Source organism: Pseudomonas sp. SDO5215_S409 (assembly GCF_054071325.1).
Window position 1 is genome coordinate 97512 of sequence record NZ_JBSVWN010000006.1, and the last position, 16907, is coordinate 114418.

Below are 16907 nucleotides of genomic sequence, written 5' to 3' on the forward strand. Positions count from 1 at the left end.
TCAGCCGCCGAGCTGGGCCAGGGCGGCCAAGGCCTCGGGCAGTTGCAACTCACTGAACACCTGCACCCCGTGGCGCTTGAGCAACGCGGCCGTCACGCCTTCACCGGGCACTTTCACACCGCTGAAGGTGCCGTCGTAGGTCAGCACATTCCCGCACGAGGGGCTGTTGGCCTTGAGCACGGCGATCCGAATGCCGTGGCGCTGCACCAAAGCCAGCGCCTGGCGGGCACCGTCCAGGAAGGCTTCGGTGAAGTCCTGCCCCTGCGCCGTCAGGACCTGGGCGCGCCCTTCCCACACGTCCACGCCCTGCCCGCCCGGGATCTCGGCGGACGGGCGCGGCGTGGGCAGGCCGCCCGCCACTTCGGGGCACAGCGCAACCACCCGGCCCTCGGCCTGCCACGCGGCCAACGGATCGAACGGGCCGCTGGCGCCGCCGTCGTAGCGCACCTTGTGCCCCAGCAGGCAGCGGCTGACCAGGATCTTGTGCATGCTCAAAACGGCTCGTTGCCGCGCCGGCGAAACCAGCCGGTCAACGACAGGCGCTCGCGCGTGGCCGGCAGGACTTCATGGGGCACCTCGCCCGACAGGAACACCGCCAGGCAACCGCCCACCGGCACCACGTCATGCGCCACGTCGCCGTCCAGGTACATCCGCAACTGGCCGCCGTGTTCGGGCTGCCAGTCGTCGTTGAGGTAGATCACGGTCGATACCATGCGCCGGTCATCGTCGCGGAAACGGTCGACGTGCTTGCGGTAAAACGCTCCGGCCGGGTACAGCGCAAAGTGGCACTCGAACGTTTCCAGGCCCAGGTACAGGCCCTGGTTCAGGGCCATGCGCAGGCTGTCCATCAGCGCCAGGTAGGCATCGCAACTGGCGGCCTCGCCGGGCTCCAGCCACTGGATATGGTCCCCGCGAATGCCTTCACGCACTTCCTGCGCCGGGCCGCGACCGACCGCGGCCGGTGCCAGCTCGCCTTCGGCGGCGCGTTTACGGCACTCGGCCGCCAGCGCCAGGGTCAGGTCCCGGGGCAAGAACAGGTTTTGCTGCGACCAGCCCTGGGTGGCCAGGTCATCGATAATGCGCAGCAATAAGGGGTCATCGGAAGGTAAGTGCATGGCGCGCATAGTATCCATCTGCCTCTCACTGCGACAGCGCCACCGGGCACCTGACCAAACTTTAATCAGGGAGCCGATAGGAATTCTCGACAAATCCTACGCCCGACACGGACAATAGCGCCCGACTGACAGGAGTCCTTATGCGTCGTTTGTTTTTCTCCCTGCTGATGCTCTGCACGTTGCCCGCCTGGGCCGACAGCCATGACCAGTTGTACAAGGTCGCCGGTTGGGCAGAACAGCGCGCGCATTTTAATGACGCCCTCAGTGCCGCCCAGCAACGCTACCGCAACAGCCTGCCGCCCGCGGTGTTCCAGGCGTTGGTGGACAACAGCAACAAACGCTTCGCGCCCCAGGCCGTGGACCAGCGCGCCGAGGCCCAGTTGCGCAAGCACCTCGCCGACCCCAAGCCTGCGCTGGCGTTTTTCCAGTCGCCGCTGGGGCGCAAGATCGTCGCTGCCGAATTGCTCGCCACCCGCCGCGACCAGTTGGCCAAGAATGCCCAGGGCCTGCCGCACATGCAGGCCGACGCCACCCGCAGCCTGATCATCGGCCACCTGGCCCAGGCCTTGCCCGCCCGGGAAGCCGGTGCAGAAGTGAGCCTGGCGATTGCAGGCGTGGCGGCCGACAGCCTGAGCCAGATGATCCCCGGCCTGCTCGGCGGCGGGCAGGCCCAGGGCATGTTGAACGGCCAGCGTGAGCGGTTGATGCAGCAGATCGGCAACGACCTGAACAACACCCTGCTGTACGTGTACCGCGACCTGTCCGACCCGGAGCTGGAAGAGTACGCCACCTTTGCCGAATCACCCCAGGGCAAGGCGTATTACCAGGCTGCGCTGGCGGCCATTCGGGCGGGCCTGGCGGTAGGCCAGAGCACTTCCAGCCTGCAGTGAGCCGCTGGGCCCTCAGCCCAGGTGATCGTTCAGAAAGGCGAAGTACTGCTGGCGAATCGGTGCAATCTCGTTGGCCAAGTGATGCCGCCCCCGCGGGACCATCAGCACGTGCGGCTGGTCGAACTTGCTGCGCAAGACCTGCAAGTTGTGTGGCCAGTCCACCGTCATGTCCTCCTCACCCTGCACGATCACCGGCCTGCGCGCGCTGCGCGGCGCGGCTTCGATGCGGGTGATCCAGCGGGCCAGCGCCCCCACCCAGGCCGTGGGCAGTTGCCGCGGCTGCAACGGGTCGGCCTCAAGGAACGCCTTGAAGTGCGGGTCGTTGGTGTTCTCGCTGAAACGCCGGGCGATGCCTTTGACGAACGGCCTGAGCAGGTAATAACTCAAGCGTGACCAGCCCCAACTGCGCGGCCGCACCAACGGCGCCAGCAAGAATACCTGGCCTTGAGCCGGGCTCTGCGCACCGTGGTTGAGCAGGTGGTCCACCACGATCGCCCCGCCGGTGCTTTGCCCGAACAGGTGCCAGGGTTGCGGCAACTGCAAGGTTTGGGCTTCGGCGAACAGCGCCTGCACCACGTCCTGGTACACCGAAAAATCGCTCACGCTGGCGCGCTCGCCACTGGACAGGCCGTGGCCGGGCAAATCGCAGGCGATCACCACAAAGCCCTGGTCCAGGGCCCAGTTCACCGCATTGCGGTACAGCCCCATGTGATCGTAGAAACCGTGAAACAAAAACAGCGTCGCCACCGGCGCAGGCGGCCACCACACCTGTGCCACCACCTCGAAGCCGCCACTGTCGAAACGCCCCAGCCGACTCACGGCAGGCACCTGGCGGGCCGCCAGGTCCAGGCCATAAAAGCGCTGGTACACCCGGGCCTCGGCCGACAACGGCTGCCCCACGGCCAGTGGCTGCAGGCTGGCGCGCAGGTGATCGGGGTCGAACGTAACGGGCATAAAGGCTTCCACACGAGGGCTTTGCAGCGATGAACAGACGAATATCGAGCCCCGATATTCATCTGTCAGGGCAAGCATGGCAAGCTACGCGTCCTCTGAGGACCGACCCCCCATGCGCCACCCCTACCGTACCGCCTTGTTCGCCAGCGTAATCCTGATGATTTGCGCAGGCGTCCTGTGGGCCGCGTATGGCTGGTTCCAGGGCCGCTACCTGCGGGCGTTCAGCGAACACACGGCGGTGTTTTCCGGTGATGCGCTCAGGCTGCCCGCCGAACTGGCAGGGCCGGGGCCGATCCGCCTCGTGCACTTCTGGGACCCGGCCTGCCCCTGCAACGTGGGCAACCAGCAGCACCTTTCCGAACTGGTGGAGCACTACGCCCCCAAAGGCGTGGCGTTTTATTCGCTGCAAAAAACCGGCAGCCACGGCCAGTTGCCCGCCACCCTGGGCGCGATAAAACCCCTCAGGCGCCTGCCCGGCGCCGAACAGGTGCCCGCCAGCCCCGCCGTGGGCATCTGGGATCGCAGCGGCGCGCTGGCGTATTTCGGGCCTTACAGCGAAGGGCTGACGTGCAATTTTGGCAACAGCTTCATCGAACCGATCCTGCAAGCGCTGGAGGACGGCCGCCAGGTCAACGCCACGCACACCCTCAGCGCCGGGTGTTATTGCCAGTGGCACTCAGACGCCCCCGCCCCCTGAACCGCTGCCCGGCGGCAAGCTGAACGGATGCTGTTACCCGGGCAAACTGTGCCGACGCCTGCGCCAGGCTGCGGTATCTTGGCGCCCTGGGAGCCTCACACCGACACGGGAACCATGAGCCAGTTAACTTTTATCTTCTGGATACTGAACGTGATCGTCGATACGTCAGGCCAGTTGGCCTTCAAAGCCGCCGCCGTCGACAGCGCCGACTACTCGGGCATGGCGCACTGGTATCACCTGATGAAACGCCACTGGTTCTGGATCGGCATCCTGCTTTACGTCGTCGAGTTCATGCTGTGGCTGGCCTTTATCACGATGGTGCCGCTGTCGGTGGCCGTGATGCTGGGCTCCATCAACATTGTGGTGATCATGATTGCCGGTCGATTGTGGTTCAAAGAAGCCCTGACCAAATGGCGCCTGATCGGCATTCTGCTGATCGCCCTGGGCACGGCCGTTGTAGGGTTTGAATGATGAGACGCTTTTATATCCTGGGCTTTCTGTCGCTGATTTTCTTCGACACCCTGGCGCAGGTCAGCTTCAAATATGCCTCCCTGCACGCCGAACCCCTGGCCCTGGACGCCGCCTGGCTGATGCGGGTGTTTGGGCACCCGTGGATCTACGGCGCCTTTGTGGGCTACCTCGGCGCCTTTTTTACCTGGATGACCCTGATGAAGCACGCCCCGCTCGGCCCGGCCTTCGCGGCCTCCTACCTGGAGCTGATCAGCGTGACCCTGGTTTCGGTGTGGTTGTTCAACGACACCCTCACCCTGCCCAAGGTCGTCGGCGGCCTGTTGATCGTGGCGGGCATCCTGTGCCTGGCGCGCAAAGACGCACAAGTACCGCAGGGGGCGACCGGCCCGTCGCAGGCACCCGCCGCGTAATCAACCGATCACTGCACGCTCATGGCGCGGGGTCCGCCTGCCACTGCTTGTCACCTTCAAAAAGGTGGCGGAACCGGTTGCCCAGCTTGCGCAGCAACGGGTTTCTGACCCACACCAGGTGACGGGTAAAGGTGAACTGCGCGCCCAGGCTGGCCTTGACCTGTGGGTCGGTCCAGCCCGCCACGTAAAAGCGCAGGCCGTGGGCCAACGCGTACTCCAGGCTCACGAACCAGCTGACAACGTACAGGTTGAAGTCCAGGGCCAGCGGGTAGTTGAGGCCGATGTACTTGTCGAGCAACGTGTCGCCTTGCCGGTAGCACAGGTTGTAGCCGACCAATTGGTCGCCGTGCCAATAGCAGAACACCTGCCCGCCGCTGGTGGCGTCGGTGAGCAGGCGGGCCAGGAACGCGGGGGTGTGCAGGTCAAAGTGCACCTCGCTCTGGTCGTACACCGCCTTGTAGAGCGCGTAGAGCCGGGTGAGCCACTGCGGGTCGTTGAAGCGCGCGTCGCCGGTCGGCAGGACCTCGATACGCAGTTGGTCGCGGCTGCGCAGTTTGCGTCGGATATTGCGCCGCCGGCTGTGGGACAAGCGCGACAGGTACTCGTCAATCGTCGCGAAATCAATCGGCACATACGCCAGCGCCTGACCTTCCAGGCTGATAAACCCACGGCGGGTGCACGCCTCGGTCAAGGCGCGGGCGTACTGGTTGTCGGCGTCACTGAGCAGCGGCGAATCGATGGGCAGGTCTTTCACCACGGTCAATCTGCGCAGCGGCGCGCACGCCTCTTGCAGCCACTGTGCAAGGTCCTGCGGCGCCACCTGGCGCGGCAGCGGTGAGTACTCGCTGACCGTGGTGCCCACAAAGCAGCTGTCGACACGCAGCCACCGGCCCCAGACGCGGTAACCCGGCCACTTCTGCAGGCGGGCGCGGAACGCTTCGTCGGCACTGGTCAGCACATCGAACGGGGTAAAAAAGTGCGCCAGCCCGTGCTCCGACAACCGCACGTCAAACCCCACGGGCGGGTGCTGCACAAACCCTGCGAGCAGCGCCGTCGATTCCATGCAACAGGCGTAGTCAGGCGTCAAAAGGCAGGGTTTGGCGGTCTTACGTTGCATGGCGGGACTCATAGCAAAAGGCCTTGTTGCGCGTGGCGCGGATCATAGCGCCTTTGCCGCGCCCGCCACTTGAACCCCGGCTGTCAGAAAACCGCATTGGCGCCAACATGAAAGTCGCCGGGTTTGACGCAGACACCCGTTCCCACGCCGCACATCAACCCATAAACTCCGCTCACCCCAACGGTGACCGACTGACCAAGGACCGCCCATGAAACGCTTCCTGACTGTGCTTGCCCTGCTGATCGTTGCCCTCCTGGCCGGGGCCGGGTGGTACGTCTACAGCAAGCAGCCGACCCGCCAGGGCACGGTGGCCCTGGCCAACCTGCAAGGGTCTGTCACCGTGCGCTACGACGACCGGGGCGTGCCGCACATCCGCGCCGAAAACGAAGAAGACCTGTACCGCGCCCTGGGCTACGTGCAGGCCCAGGACCGGCTGTTCCAGATGGAGATCCTGCGCCGCCTGGCCCGCGGTGAACTGGCTGAAGTGCTGGGGCCAAAGCTTGTAGACACCGACAAGCTGTTTCGCAGCCTGCGCATCCGCGACCGGGCGGCCACCTATGTGGCCAAACTTGATCGCCAGTCGCCGCACTGGAAAGCCCTGCAAGCCTACCTGGACGGTATCAACCAGTATCAGGACAGCCATCCCCGGCCGATGGAGTTCGACATTCTGGGCATTCCCAAACGGCCCTTCACCGCCGAAGACACCATCAGCGTCGCCGGTTACATGGCCTACAGCTTTGCCGCCGCCTTTCGCACCGAGCCGCTGCTGACGTACATCCGCGACCAGTTGGGCAGTGACTACCTCAAGGTGTTCGACCTGGACTGGCAACCCAAAGGCGCGCTGAACCTGGCCGCCGACGACTGGAAAGGCCTGGGCGCCCTCGCCGCCCTGAGCGACAAGGCCCTGGCCGACAACGGCCTGCCGCAGTTCGAAGGCAGCAACGCCTGGGCCATCAGCGGCACGCGCACCAAAAGCGGCAAGCCGCTGCTGGCCGGTGACCCGCACATCCGCTTTTCGGCGCCGTCGGTGTGGTACGAGGCGCAGCTGTCGGCGCCGGGGTTTGAGCTGTACGGCTACCACAACGCGCTGGTGCCGGTGGCGTTCCTGGGCCACAACAAGGCGTTCGGCTGGAGCCTGACCATGTTCCAGAACGACGACCTCGACCTGATCGCCGAAAAGGTCAACCCGGACAACCCCGACCAGGTCTGGTATCACGGCCAGTGGGTGGACATGACCCGCAGCGAGCAACAGATTGCGGTCAAGGGCCAGGCGCCGGTGACGCTCACCCTGCGCCAGTCGCCCCACGGCCCGATCGTCAATGACGTGATCGGCCCCGACGCCGGCAAGACGCCGATTGCCATGTGGTGGGCGTTCCTGGACACCGAAAACCCGATCCTCGAAGGCTTCTACCAGCTCAACCGCGCCGACACCCTGGCCAAGGCCCGTGCGGCGGCGGCCAAGATCTCGGCGCCGGGCCTGAACATCGTCTGGGCCAACGCCCGGGGCGACATTGGCTGGTGGGCCGCCGCGCAGTTGCCGATCCGCCCGGCCGGGGTCAACCCGGGGTTTATCCTGGACGGCAGCACCGCCCAGGCCGACAAGCTGGGCTTTTACCCGTTCAGCGCCAACCCCCAGGAAGAAAACCCGGCACGCGGCTATGTGGTGTCGGCCAATGCCCAGCCCGTGTCGCCCACCGGCATGGAGATCCCCGGGTATTACAACCTGGCCGACCGTGGCCAGCAGTTGAATGCGCAATTGAGCGACAAGAGCGTGAAGTGGGACGTGCAAAACAGCCAGGCCTTGCAGCTCGGCACCACCACCGCCTACGGGCCACGGTTACTGGCGCCGCTGTTGCCGGTGCTGCGCCAGGTGGTGCAGGACCCGGGCGAATTGAAATTGGTGGAGCAACTGGCCGCCTGGAAAGGCGATTACCCGCTCGACTCCACCAGCGCCACGCTGTTCAACCAGTTCCTGTATGAACTGGCCTACGCCGCCATGCACGACAAGCTCGGCGACGCCATGTTCCAGACCCTGCTCAGCACCCGCGTGATCGACGCCGCCCTGCCGCGCCTGGCCGCCTCGCCCAATTCGCCGTGGTGGAACAACCGCCGCCCCGAAACCGTCAAGCTGGCCTGGGACAACAGCCTCACGCACCTTAAGGCCACGTTTGGCGACGACCCGGCGCAGTGGCGCTGGGGCACGGCGCACACCCTGACCCACGCCCACCCGCTGGGCTCGCAGAAACCGCTGGACCGCATCGTCAACGTCGGCCCGTTTGCCGCGCCGGGCAGTCATGAAGTGCCCAACAACCTGTCTGCCAACATCGGCCCGGCGCCGTGGCCGGTCACCTACGGGCCGTCCACCCGGCGCCTGATCGACTTCGCCGACCCGGCCCATGCGCTCACCATCAACCCGGTGGGCCAAAGCGGCGTGCCGTTTGACCGCTACTACGCCGACCAGGCCGAGACGTACATCGAGGGCGGGTATGAACAGGCCCACTTCAACGAGGAAGAAGTCACGGCCAATACCCGCGGCACGCTCAAGCTGCTGCCGGCCCGGCCCGCGCCGTAACGCGGGCAGGCCCCGGCGCTAGCGGGCACGCAAGCGGCCCGGGGCCTCGCCGTAGGTTTCCTTGAATTTCTTGCTGAAGGCGGCCTGGGACTGGTAGCCCGCCTGGACGGCGATGTCGGTCAGGCTCAACCGCGACTGCTGCAACAGGTTGAACGCCAGCTCCATGCGCAGTTGCGTCAACAGCACCCAGGGCGAGGCGCCCGCGACTTTCACAAACGCACGCATGAACGTGGCCCGTGACATGGCAGCCAGCGCGGCCAGGCTGTCGATGGTCCACTCATGGCCGGGCTCGGCCAGCATCGCCTGCCAGGCCTTGCTCAGGCGCTTGTCGTCGAACAGCGCCAACGCCCCGGCCACCGGCGCCTGGCGGTCCAGCCAGGCACGCAGGATCAGGGTGAACAACGCCTGGGACAAGGCATCGATAAAAAACCGCGCGCCCATCCGCTGCCCGTCCGCTTCGCTGCGCATCAGGGCGATCAGCGCCGCCAGTTGCCCGTCGGCCTGCCACTGGCGGCTGGACACCACCAGGTGGTCCGGCAACGCGCTGAACAGCAGCGACTGGCGGTTGTAGCGAAAGCTGCCGCAGAGCATGTCCACGTCCGGCCGCTCGCCGCCCACGCGGTGAATCGGCAGCAGGCCGCCTTCGATCAGCGTGCACACCGACGGCGGCACGGGCACACCCTGGCTGCGCACCAGGTGCGTGGCGCCGCCGGGCATCAGCAGGATGTCGCCTTCGTGCAGCGTGACCCGCTGCCCGCCGGACAATTCGGCCCGGCAGGTGCCGCTGAGCACGATGTGATAAGGCGCCACGCCCAGGGGCTCCGGCGCGTGGTCCAGGGCCCAGTCGCCCTGGAACTGGCAACGCAAGTCCAGGCTACCCTGCAGGTTGGCCAGGGCGATAAGGGTGTCGATCGAATGCATGTGCGAGCATCAAACAAAAAGGTGAGTGGATCGAACAAAAGCGCCAACCGGGATCCGCGCAGACTGGCTTCACACCTTACTGCTCAGGAGTTAACGCAATGTTCAATAACTGGTCCGACTTGCTGCCTACCGTGAAAAAAGCCTTTGGCGCGCTGGGCAAGAGCAACCCGAAAATGGTCAAAGCCTACATGGCGCTGGGCGAAGCTGCCGAAGAAAACAACGTACTGGATGCCAAGACTCGCGAACTGATCTCCATCGCCGTGGCCATCACCACCCGCTGCGACGGTTGCATCGGCGTGCATGCCGACGCGGCGATCAAGGCCGGTGCCACCCGCGAAGAAGTCGCCGCCACCCTGGCCACCGCGATTTCGCTGAATGCGGGCGCCGCCTACATCTACTCGCTGCGGGCGCTGGAAGCCTACGACACGCTGAAAAATTGAGCTACACGGGCGCCGCGAAGTTCTGCCGGAACTGTTGCGGCGTCACCTTGAGCCGGCGGCTGAACACGCTGCGCATGTGCTGGGCATCGCGAAAACCGCATTGGTAGGCCACCGTCTTCAAGGGGGCCGGGCTGCTTTCGAGCATCACGCGCGCGGCGTCCACCCGCGCCCGCTCGACGAATTCCGCCGGGGTGATCTTGGCCTCCCGGGCAAACACCCGGGAAAAGTTGCGCGCGCTCATGTTGGCCGCCTTGGCGAGGTCGGCGATGCTCAAATCCCCGGTCAGGTTCGCCAACACGTAACGCTGCACCAGCGCCACCGCCGAGGTGGCTTCGGCGTGCGGTGTAAGGAACGGGCTGAACTGGGACTGCCCGCCCGCACGCTGGGTAAACACCACCAGGCGCTTGGCCACGCTCAGCGCCACTTCGGGCCCGTGGTCCTGGGCCAGCAGGTACAGCGACAGGTCGATACCCGCCGTGACCCCCGCCGAGGTGTAGAGGTTGCCGTCCTGCACGTAGAGGCGGTCGGCCTCGACCCGCGCCGACGGGCACAGGCGCGCCAGGCCTTCGGCATCGCTCCAGTGGGTGGTGACGGTGCGCCCGTCCAGGAGCCCGGCGCGGGCGAGCACAAAGGCCCCGTTGCAGATCGAGCCGTAGCGTTGGGCGCGGGCACTCGCGCCCCGCAGCCAGTCATTGAACACCGGGCCGAACGCCTGGAACGGCAGCTGCGGGCCACCGGCCATCAGCAGCAGGTCGTAGGGTTGCAGGGCCTCGCTGAAATGGCGATGGGCGTGCAGTGACAGGCCGTTGGAACAGGCCATGGTGCCGTGCCCGAAGCCGATCACGTCGAGGTGGTAGTGGTTCTCGGGCGGCAAGAACCGGTTGGCCTCGCAGAACACGTCCATGGGGCCGGTCACGTCCAGTGACTGCACGCCGGGGAAGATCAGGATGGCAACGGTCTTGCCCATGGAACACACCTTTTTGACTGGATGAACGCGCAAGGAGGCGATTTCGCCAGAGCCACCCTAGCCAAACCACGCCCAACATGCCACTTGGCGCGATGTGCAGCCACATTGGCCGGGATCGCCCCCCTGTGGCGGTGGCCCGCTCACGCGCGCGCCAGCAGACTGGACTCATCGGCGCCACACCGGCGCTTTTGTGAGGAAAGCCCCCATGACCACCACCATCGCCGGCATCAAGATCCCCGACAGCGCCCTGGCCCGCGCCACCACCGACTACATCCGCGACGTCGAATCCGACCTGCTCTACCACCACTCCCGCCGCGTGTTCCTGTTTGGCGCGTTGAGCGGCGAGCGCAAGCAACTGGCCTACAACCCGGACCTGCTCTACGTGGGCGCGATGTTCCATGACCTGGGCCTGGTGGAAGGCCATCGCAGCCAAGACGAACGCTTTGAAGTGGACGGCGCCAACGCCGCGGCGGACTTCTTGAAAACCTACGGCCTGAGTGACGACGACATCGAGCAGGTCTGGCTGTCCATCGCCCTGCACACCACGCCAGGCGTGCCCAAGCACCTGCGCCCCACCGTGGCGCTGGTGACTGCGGGCGTGGAAATGGACGTGCTGGGCATGGACTACGCGGCGTTCACCACCGTGCAGCGTGAAGCCGTGGTGCATGCGCACCCACGCGGCGAAGGGTTCAAGGAGTGCATCATCTGCGCGTTTGCCGATGGCTTGCGCCATCGACCACAGACCACGTTTGGCAACGTGAAGACCGACGTGCTGGTGGACCAGGAGCCGGGCTTCAAGCCAATGAACTTTGTGCAGGTGATTCGCAACTCACCGTGGAATGCCTAAAAGGAGCGTTCCCACGCCAGGCGTGGGAACGGTCATCAGGCCGGGGTGGAGGCGCGGCGAGGGTCGGGTTGTTTCCAGCCGTCCGCCGCCGCTTCTTCGATGGCTTGCTGGATGGCTTTCTTGCGGCGTTCTTCGGCGCGGCGGCTGAAGAACCACACCATGAACGTCACCAGCGACACCGCCAGCAGGATCAGGCTGGCCACGGCGTTGATCTCGGGCTTGACCCCCAGGCGCACCGCCGAGAACACTTCCATCGGCAAGGTGGTGGAGCCCGGCCCCGACACGAAGCTGGCCAGTACCAGGTCGTCCAGCGACAGCGCGAACGACATCATGCCGCCCGCCGCCAGTGACGGCGCGATCATCGGGATGGTGATCAGGAAGAACACCTTCCACGGCCGCGCACCCAGGTCCATCGCCGCCTCTTCAATCGACAGGTCCAGCTCCCGCAAGCGCGCCGACACCACCACCGCCACATACGCGGCACAGAACGTGGTGTGGGCGATCCAGATGGTCACGATGCCCCGCTCCTGCGGCCAGCCGATCATCTGCGCCATGGCCACGAACAGCAGCAACAGCGACAGGCCGGTGATCACTTCAGGCATCACCAATGGCGCCGTCACCAGGCCGCCAAACAGCGTGCGGCCCTTGAAGTGGCTGATGCGGGTCAGCACAAATGCCGCCAGCGTGCCCAGGGCCACGGCGGCCACCGCCGTGTAGCAGGCGATTTCCAGGGAGCGGCCGACCGAGCCCATCAACTGGGTGTTGTCCAACAGGCCCACGTACCACTTCACCGACCAACCGCCCCACACCGTCACCAGTTTGGATTCGTTGAACGAGTAGATCACCAGGATCAGCATCGGCAGGTAGATGAACACCAACCCCACGATCAGCATGAAGCTGGAAAAACTGAAACGCTTCATACCTTGCCCTCCATCTCTTTGGCCTGGCTGCGGTTGAACAGGATGATGGGCACGATCAGAATCGCCAGCATCACCACCGCCAGGGCCGAGGCCACCGGCCAGTCACGGTTGTTGAAGAACTCTTGCCACAAGACTTTACCGATCATCAGGGTTTCCGGGCCGCCGAGCAGTTCGGGGATCACGAACTCGCCCACCACCGGGATAAACACCAGCATGCAACCGGCGATGATGCCGTTCTTGGACAGCGGCACGGTGATTTTCCAGAAGCTGTTGAAGGTGCTCGACCCCAGGTCGGACGCCGCTTCCAGCAGGCTCTGGTCGTGCTTCACCAGGTTGGCGTACAGCGGCAGGATCATGAACGGCAGGTACGAATACACCACGCCGATGTACACCGCGATGTTGGTGTTGAGGATCTGCAGCGGTTCGTGGATCAGCCCGATGGACATCAGGAAACCGTTGAGCAAGCCGTTGTTGCTGAGGATGCCCATCCAGGCGTACACGCGGATCAGGATCGCCGTCCAGGTCGGCATCATGATCAGCAGCACCAGCACGGTCTGGGTTTCCTTGCGCGCCTTGGCAATGGCATAGGCCATCGGGTAGCCGATCAGCAGGCACAAGAGCGTGCTGAAAAACGCCATCTTCAGCGAGCCCAGGTAGGCGGAGATGTACAGGTCATCGTCGCCCAGCATCGCGTAGTTGGCCAGGTTCAGCACCAGTTGCAGCTTCTGGTCAACGAAGGTGTAGATCTCGGTGTACGGCGGAATGGCCACGTCCGCTTCGGCAAAGCTGATCTTCAGGACGATGAAGAACGGCAGCATGAAGAACAGGAACAACCACAGGAACGGGATCCCGATGACCGCATGTCGGCCCGAGGGGGTTATTCGTTGCAGTCGGCGCTTGAGCTTTTTGAGGTTCATGAGCGAAGCACCACGCCGCTGTCGTCTTCCCACCACACGTACACCTGGTCACCCCAGGTGGGGCGTGCGCCACGGCGTTCGGCGTTGGCCACGAAGGACTGCACCAGCTTGCCGCTGGGCAACTCCACGTAGAACACCGAGTGGCCGCCCAGGTAGGCGATGTCGTGCACTTTGCCGCTGGACCAGTTGTGCTCGCAGGTCGGCATTTGGGTGGTGACCAGCAGTTTTTCCGGGCGGATGGCGTAGGTCACGGACTTGTCTTCCACCGAGGTGGCGATGCCGTAGCCCACGTAGATATCGCGGTCCAGGTCGGGGCACTTGAGCACGGCGTGGCCTTCGGCGTCGTCCACCACTTGGGTGTCGAAGATGTTGACGTTGCCGATGAACTCGCACACCAGGCGGCTGGTGGGGGTTTCGTAGATGTCGATGGGGCTGCCGATCTGCGCGATCCAGCCCAGGTGCATGATGGCGATGCGCTCGGCCATGGTCATGGCCTCTTCCTGGTCGTGGGTCACCATCACGCAGGTCACGCCCACGCGCTCGATGATCTCCACCAGCTCCAGTTGCATTTGCGAGCGCAGTTTTTTGTCCAGCGCGCCCATCGGCTCATCGAGCAGCAGCAGTTTGGGCCGCTTGGCCAGCGAGCGGGCCAGCGCCACGCGCTGACGCTGGCCGCCGGACAGTTGGTGCGGCTTGCGCTTGGCGTACTGGCTCATCTGCACCAGCTTGAGCATCTCGGCCACGCGGGCGTCGATCTCGGCCTTGGGGATCTTGTCCTGCTGCAGGCCAAACGCGATGTTCTGCGCCACGGTCATGTGGGGGAACAGGGCGTAGGACTGGAACATCATGTTGATCGGCCGCTCGTACGGCGGCATGTCGGTGATGTCCACACCGTCCAGGTAAATGCGTCCGTCCGTTGGGCGCTCGAAGCCTGCGAGCATGCGCAGCAGGGTGGATTTGCCCGAACCCGAACCGCCGAGCAAGGCGAAGATCTCGCCTTTCTTGATTTCCAGGGACACATCGTCCACGGCAATCGTCTCGTCGAATTTCTTCGTGACCCGGTCGATTTTGACCAGCACCTTTTTGGGTGTCTGGTCGCCCTCGAGGGCTTTCTTGTAGGCGCCGGAGGCAACTGCCATTTACAAAACTCCCAGAAAAAAAAGAGTGCAGTACGTCCAGTACGGACGAACCTTGGATAGTTTGAGCCTTACTTGCCCGTCTTGACCTTGGTCCAGCTACGGGTCATCAAACGTTGCACTTTGGGGGGTAACTCGGCGTTGACGAATGTGCGGTCGAGTACCGCCTGCGGTGGGTAAACCGCGGCGTCAGTGCGTATCGATTGCTCCATCAGTGCGTCCGCCCCAGGGTTAGGGTTGGCGTAACCGACGTAATCACTGACCTGAGCGATCACTTCAGGTTGCAGTAAATAGTTGATGAAGGCGTGGGCTTGCTTGACGTTGCTCGCATCCGACGGGATGGCCAGCACGTCGAACCACAGGTTGCCGCCTTCTTTGGGAATCACGTAGGCGATGTTCACGCCTTTACCCGCCTCGGCTGCACGGGCCTTGGCCTGGAACACATCGCCGGAGAAACCGGCCGCCACGCAAATGTTGCCGTTGGCCAGGTCCGAGATGTATTTGGAAGAATGGAAGTAGGTCACGTAGGGACGTACTTTCAGCAGTTTGTCTTCGGCCTTTTTATAGTCGGCCGGGTTTTCGCTGTTGGGGCTCAGGCCCATGTAGTTGAGCACGGCCGGCAACATTTCATCGGCCGAGTCCATGAACGACACGCCGCAACTGGCGAGTTTCTTCATATTCTCTGGCTCAAACAGCACGGCCCAGGAATCGATCTTGTCGACGCCCAGTACGGCTTTGACTTTATCGACGTTGTAACCAATGCCGTTGGTGCCCCACAAGTAAGGCACGGCGTATTGGTTACCCGGGTCGTTCTTTTCCAGGCGCTTGAGCAGCGCCGGGTCGAGGTTGGCATAGTGGGTCAGCAAGGACTTGTCGAGCTTCTGGAATGCCCCGGCCTTGATCTGCTTGCCCAGGAAATGGTTGGACGGCACGACCACGTCGTACCCGGTACGCCCGGCCAGCAACTTGCCTTCCAGGGTTTCGTTGGAATCAAACACGTCATACACGGGCTTGATGCCGCTGGCCGCTTCAAAGTTGGCCAGGGTGTCGGGGCCGATATAGTCCGACCAGTTATAAATATGCACCGTCGATGCGGCCTGCACGCTGAACGCCAGCGCGAACCCTGCACCCACCAGCATGGCGTTGCGAAATAAAGACATTGGCAAGTGGAGGTCCTCTCAACTAGTTGGGCCCAAGTTGTTGCCCGTGTGGCAGGCCGATGAACAGCCCGACAACAAAACCGGCGCGCAACTTACCCTCGATAAACCGATCCGGCAAAACTTTCCGTCATTTAAATAGTGCGTTAACCACCGCGCGCCTCGCGGTGGTTAACAGCGCCCGGCTTATTTGCCGGACTTGATCTTGGTCCAGCTGCGCGTCATTTCACGCTGGGTTGCCGCCGGCAGGTCGGCGATGGCGTAGAGCTTGGCCTGCACGTCCGCTGGCGGGTAGATGCTTGGGTCGCCGGTGATTTCCTTGTCCACCAATGGGGTGGCTTTTTCGTTGCCGTTCGGGAAGCGCACGGCATCGGTGATGGCGGCCATCACTTCAGGCTTGAGCAGGTAGTTCATGAACTGGTAGGCCGCATCGAGGTTTTCGGCATCTTTGGGGATGGCCACCATGTCATAGAAACTGCCGGCGCCTTCTTTGGGAATGTCGTAGGCCACTTTGACCTTGCCGCCCGCTTCTGCGGCGCGGGACTTGGCCTGTTGCACGTCACCCGAGTAACCGATGGCGATGCAGATGTTGCCGTTGGCCAGGTCCGAGATGTACTTGGAGGAGTGGAAGTAGCTGATCGACGGACGCAGTTTGAGGAACAGGTCCTCGGCTTTTTTCAGGTCGTCTTTCTTCTGGGTGTCGGTAGGCAGGCCCAGGTAGTGCAGCGCCACCGGCAGCATTTCGGTCGGCGAATCGAGGAAGCTCACGCCGCAGCTCTTGAGCTTGGCCAGGTTCTCGGGCTTGAGCACCGCGTCCCACGAGTCGATCTTGTCGACGCCCAGCGCCGCCTTGACCTTCTCCGGGTTGTAGCCGATGCCGATCGAACCCCACATGTACGGGAACGCGTGCTTGTTGTCCGGGTCGCTGACGGACACGGCCTTGAGCAGCGATTTGTTCAGGTTGTCGTAGTTGGACAACTTGGACTTGTCCAGCGGCTGGTAAACACCGGCCTTGATCTGCTTGGCCAGGAAGTTGTTGGACGGCACCACAATGTCGTAGCCGGACTTGCCCGCCAGTAACTTGGCTTCCAGGGTTTCGTTGCTGTCAAAGACGTCGTAGACCACCTTGATGCCCGACTCTTTTTCAAAGTTGGCGATGGTGTCCGGTGCGATGTAGTCCGACCAGTTGTAGACGTGCAGTACTTTATCGTCTGCATGCGCCGCACCGGCCATGGCGCCCATCAGGGACAGGGCCAACAGGGTCTTGCCAGCGTGCTTGAAACCTAATGCCTTCATTCGGTTAACCTCCAAATTTTTCTTTTTCGGGCCACATTCTTTATTTATAACCAGCGATTGTGTCAGCGGCCCGCTTGAGG

The 16907-nt window shown here is 63.7% G+C and carries 18 protein-coding genes; 7 read left to right on the forward strand and 11 right to left on the reverse strand.

Annotation, left to right across the window (positions count from 1 at the left end; genetic code table 11):
- Positions 1 to 489, reverse strand: coding sequence for a DUF523 domain-containing protein (locus tag ACW9H9_RS05320; protein WP_457342109.1), 489 nt, complete (start codon positions 487 to 489; stop codon positions 1 to 3).
- A 2-nt stretch (positions 490 to 491) separates the two neighbouring features.
- Complete coding sequence (locus ACW9H9_RS05325; RefSeq protein ID WP_457342168.1) at positions 492 to 1124, reverse strand: 2OG-Fe(II) oxygenase; 633 nt, start codon at positions 1122 to 1124, stop codon at positions 492 to 494.
- A 131-nt stretch (positions 1125 to 1255) separates the two neighbouring features.
- On the opposite strand from ACW9H9_RS05325, the gene ACW9H9_RS05330 reads away from it, so the two are divergent.
- Positions 1256 to 2005 (forward strand): DUF2059 domain-containing protein, encoded by a 750-nt coding sequence (locus tag ACW9H9_RS05330; protein WP_457342110.1) that lies wholly within the window; start codon positions 1256 to 1258, stop codon positions 2003 to 2005.
- 12 nt (positions 2006 to 2017) lie between these two features.
- Here ACW9H9_RS05330 and bipL read toward each other — a convergent pair whose 3' ends face one another.
- Complete coding sequence (gene bipL, locus ACW9H9_RS05335) at positions 2018 to 2959, reverse strand: phospholipase BipL (RefSeq protein ID WP_457342111.1); 942 nt, start codon at positions 2957 to 2959, stop codon at positions 2018 to 2020.
- Between the two features lie 112 nt (positions 2960 to 3071).
- Here bipL and ACW9H9_RS05340 point away from each other — a divergent pair, with 112 nt between their 5' ends.
- The 3 genes from ACW9H9_RS05340 (at position 3072) to ACW9H9_RS05350 (ending at position 4537) form a co-directional block, all read left to right on the forward strand.
- Positions 3072 to 3656 (forward strand): DUF6436 domain-containing protein, encoded by a 585-nt coding sequence (locus ACW9H9_RS05340; RefSeq protein ID WP_457342112.1) that lies wholly within the window; start codon positions 3072 to 3074, stop codon positions 3654 to 3656.
- Positions 3657 to 3770: 114 nt separating this feature from the next.
- Positions 3771 to 4127, forward strand: coding sequence for an EamA family transporter (locus ACW9H9_RS05345; RefSeq protein ID WP_457342113.1), 357 nt, complete (start codon positions 3771 to 3773; stop codon positions 4125 to 4127).
- On the forward strand, positions 4127 to 4537 hold the full coding sequence (locus ACW9H9_RS05350) for a DMT family transporter (protein WP_457342114.1): 411 nt from the start codon (positions 4127 to 4129) through the stop codon (positions 4535 to 4537). The genes ACW9H9_RS05345 and ACW9H9_RS05350 overlap by 1 nt, the downstream gene beginning before the upstream one ends.
- 19 nt (positions 4538 to 4556) lie before the next feature.
- On the opposite strand, the gene ACW9H9_RS05355 is transcribed toward ACW9H9_RS05350, so the two are convergent.
- Positions 4557 to 5654: a GNAT family N-acetyltransferase gene (locus tag ACW9H9_RS05355; RefSeq protein WP_457342115.1), complete on the reverse strand. Its 1098-nt coding sequence runs from the start codon at positions 5652 to 5654 to the stop codon at positions 4557 to 4559.
- Between the two features lie 208 nt (positions 5655 to 5862).
- Here ACW9H9_RS05355 and ACW9H9_RS05360 point away from each other — a divergent pair, with 208 nt between their 5' ends.
- The gene (locus tag ACW9H9_RS05360) at positions 5863 to 8226 is read left to right on the forward strand and encodes a penicillin acylase family protein (protein WP_457342116.1); all 2364 of its coding nucleotides are present in this window, start codon (positions 5863 to 5865) and stop codon (positions 8224 to 8226) included.
- Positions 8227 to 8244: 18 nt separating this feature from the next.
- Here the strand turns inward: ACW9H9_RS05360 and ACW9H9_RS05365 are convergent, their stop codons facing one another.
- Positions 8245 to 9147 carry an AraC family transcriptional regulator gene (locus ACW9H9_RS05365; protein WP_457342117.1) on the reverse strand — a complete coding sequence of 301 codons (903 nt, stop codon included), beginning with the start codon at positions 9145 to 9147 and terminating at the stop codon, positions 8245 to 8247.
- 98 nt (positions 9148 to 9245) lie between these two features.
- On the opposite strand from ACW9H9_RS05365, the gene ACW9H9_RS05370 reads away from it, so the two are divergent.
- Complete coding sequence (locus tag ACW9H9_RS05370; RefSeq protein ID WP_457342118.1) at positions 9246 to 9587, forward strand: carboxymuconolactone decarboxylase family protein; 342 nt, start codon at positions 9246 to 9248, stop codon at positions 9585 to 9587.
- A 1-nt stretch (position 9588) separates the two neighbouring features.
- Here the strand turns inward: ACW9H9_RS05370 and ACW9H9_RS05375 are convergent, their stop codons facing one another.
- Positions 9589 to 10554, reverse strand: a complete 966-nt coding sequence (locus tag ACW9H9_RS05375) for a GlxA family transcriptional regulator (RefSeq protein ID WP_457342119.1) — start codon at positions 10552 to 10554, stop codon at positions 9589 to 9591.
- Positions 10555 to 10759: 205 nt separating this feature from the next.
- Here ACW9H9_RS05375 and ACW9H9_RS05380 point away from each other — a divergent pair, with 205 nt between their 5' ends.
- Positions 10760 to 11401, forward strand: a complete 642-nt coding sequence (locus tag ACW9H9_RS05380; protein WP_457342120.1) for an HD domain-containing protein — start codon at positions 10760 to 10762, stop codon at positions 11399 to 11401.
- Between the two features lie 35 nt (positions 11402 to 11436).
- Here the strand turns inward: ACW9H9_RS05380 and ACW9H9_RS05385 are convergent, their stop codons facing one another.
- The 5 genes from ACW9H9_RS05385 to ACW9H9_RS05405 all read right to left on the reverse strand — a co-directional run bounded on the left by ACW9H9_RS05385 (position 11437) and on the right by ACW9H9_RS05405 (position 16827).
- Positions 11437 to 12321 carry an ABC transporter permease subunit gene (locus ACW9H9_RS05385; RefSeq protein ID WP_457342121.1) on the reverse strand — a complete coding sequence of 295 codons (885 nt, stop codon included), beginning with the start codon at positions 12319 to 12321 and terminating at the stop codon, positions 11437 to 11439.
- The gene (locus ACW9H9_RS05390; protein WP_457342122.1) at positions 12318 to 13238 is read right to left on the reverse strand and encodes an ABC transporter permease subunit; all 921 of its coding nucleotides are present in this window, start codon (positions 13236 to 13238) and stop codon (positions 12318 to 12320) included. Before ACW9H9_RS05390 ends, ACW9H9_RS05385 begins: the two co-directional genes overlap by 4 nt.
- Complete coding sequence (locus ACW9H9_RS05395; protein ID WP_457342123.1) at positions 13235 to 14377, reverse strand: ABC transporter ATP-binding protein; 1143 nt, start codon at positions 14375 to 14377, stop codon at positions 13235 to 13237. The genes ACW9H9_RS05390 and ACW9H9_RS05395 overlap by 4 nt, the downstream gene beginning before the upstream one ends.
- A 68-nt stretch (positions 14378 to 14445) precedes the next feature.
- Entirely contained in the window at positions 14446 to 15540 is a 1095-nt protein-coding gene (locus ACW9H9_RS05400) for a polyamine ABC transporter substrate-binding protein (protein WP_457342124.1), read from the reverse strand.
- A 177-nt stretch (positions 15541 to 15717) separates the two neighbouring features.
- Complete coding sequence (locus ACW9H9_RS05405) at positions 15718 to 16827, reverse strand: polyamine ABC transporter substrate-binding protein (protein WP_457342125.1); 1110 nt, start codon at positions 16825 to 16827, stop codon at positions 15718 to 15720.
- Positions 16828 to 16907 lie beyond the last annotated feature (80 nt).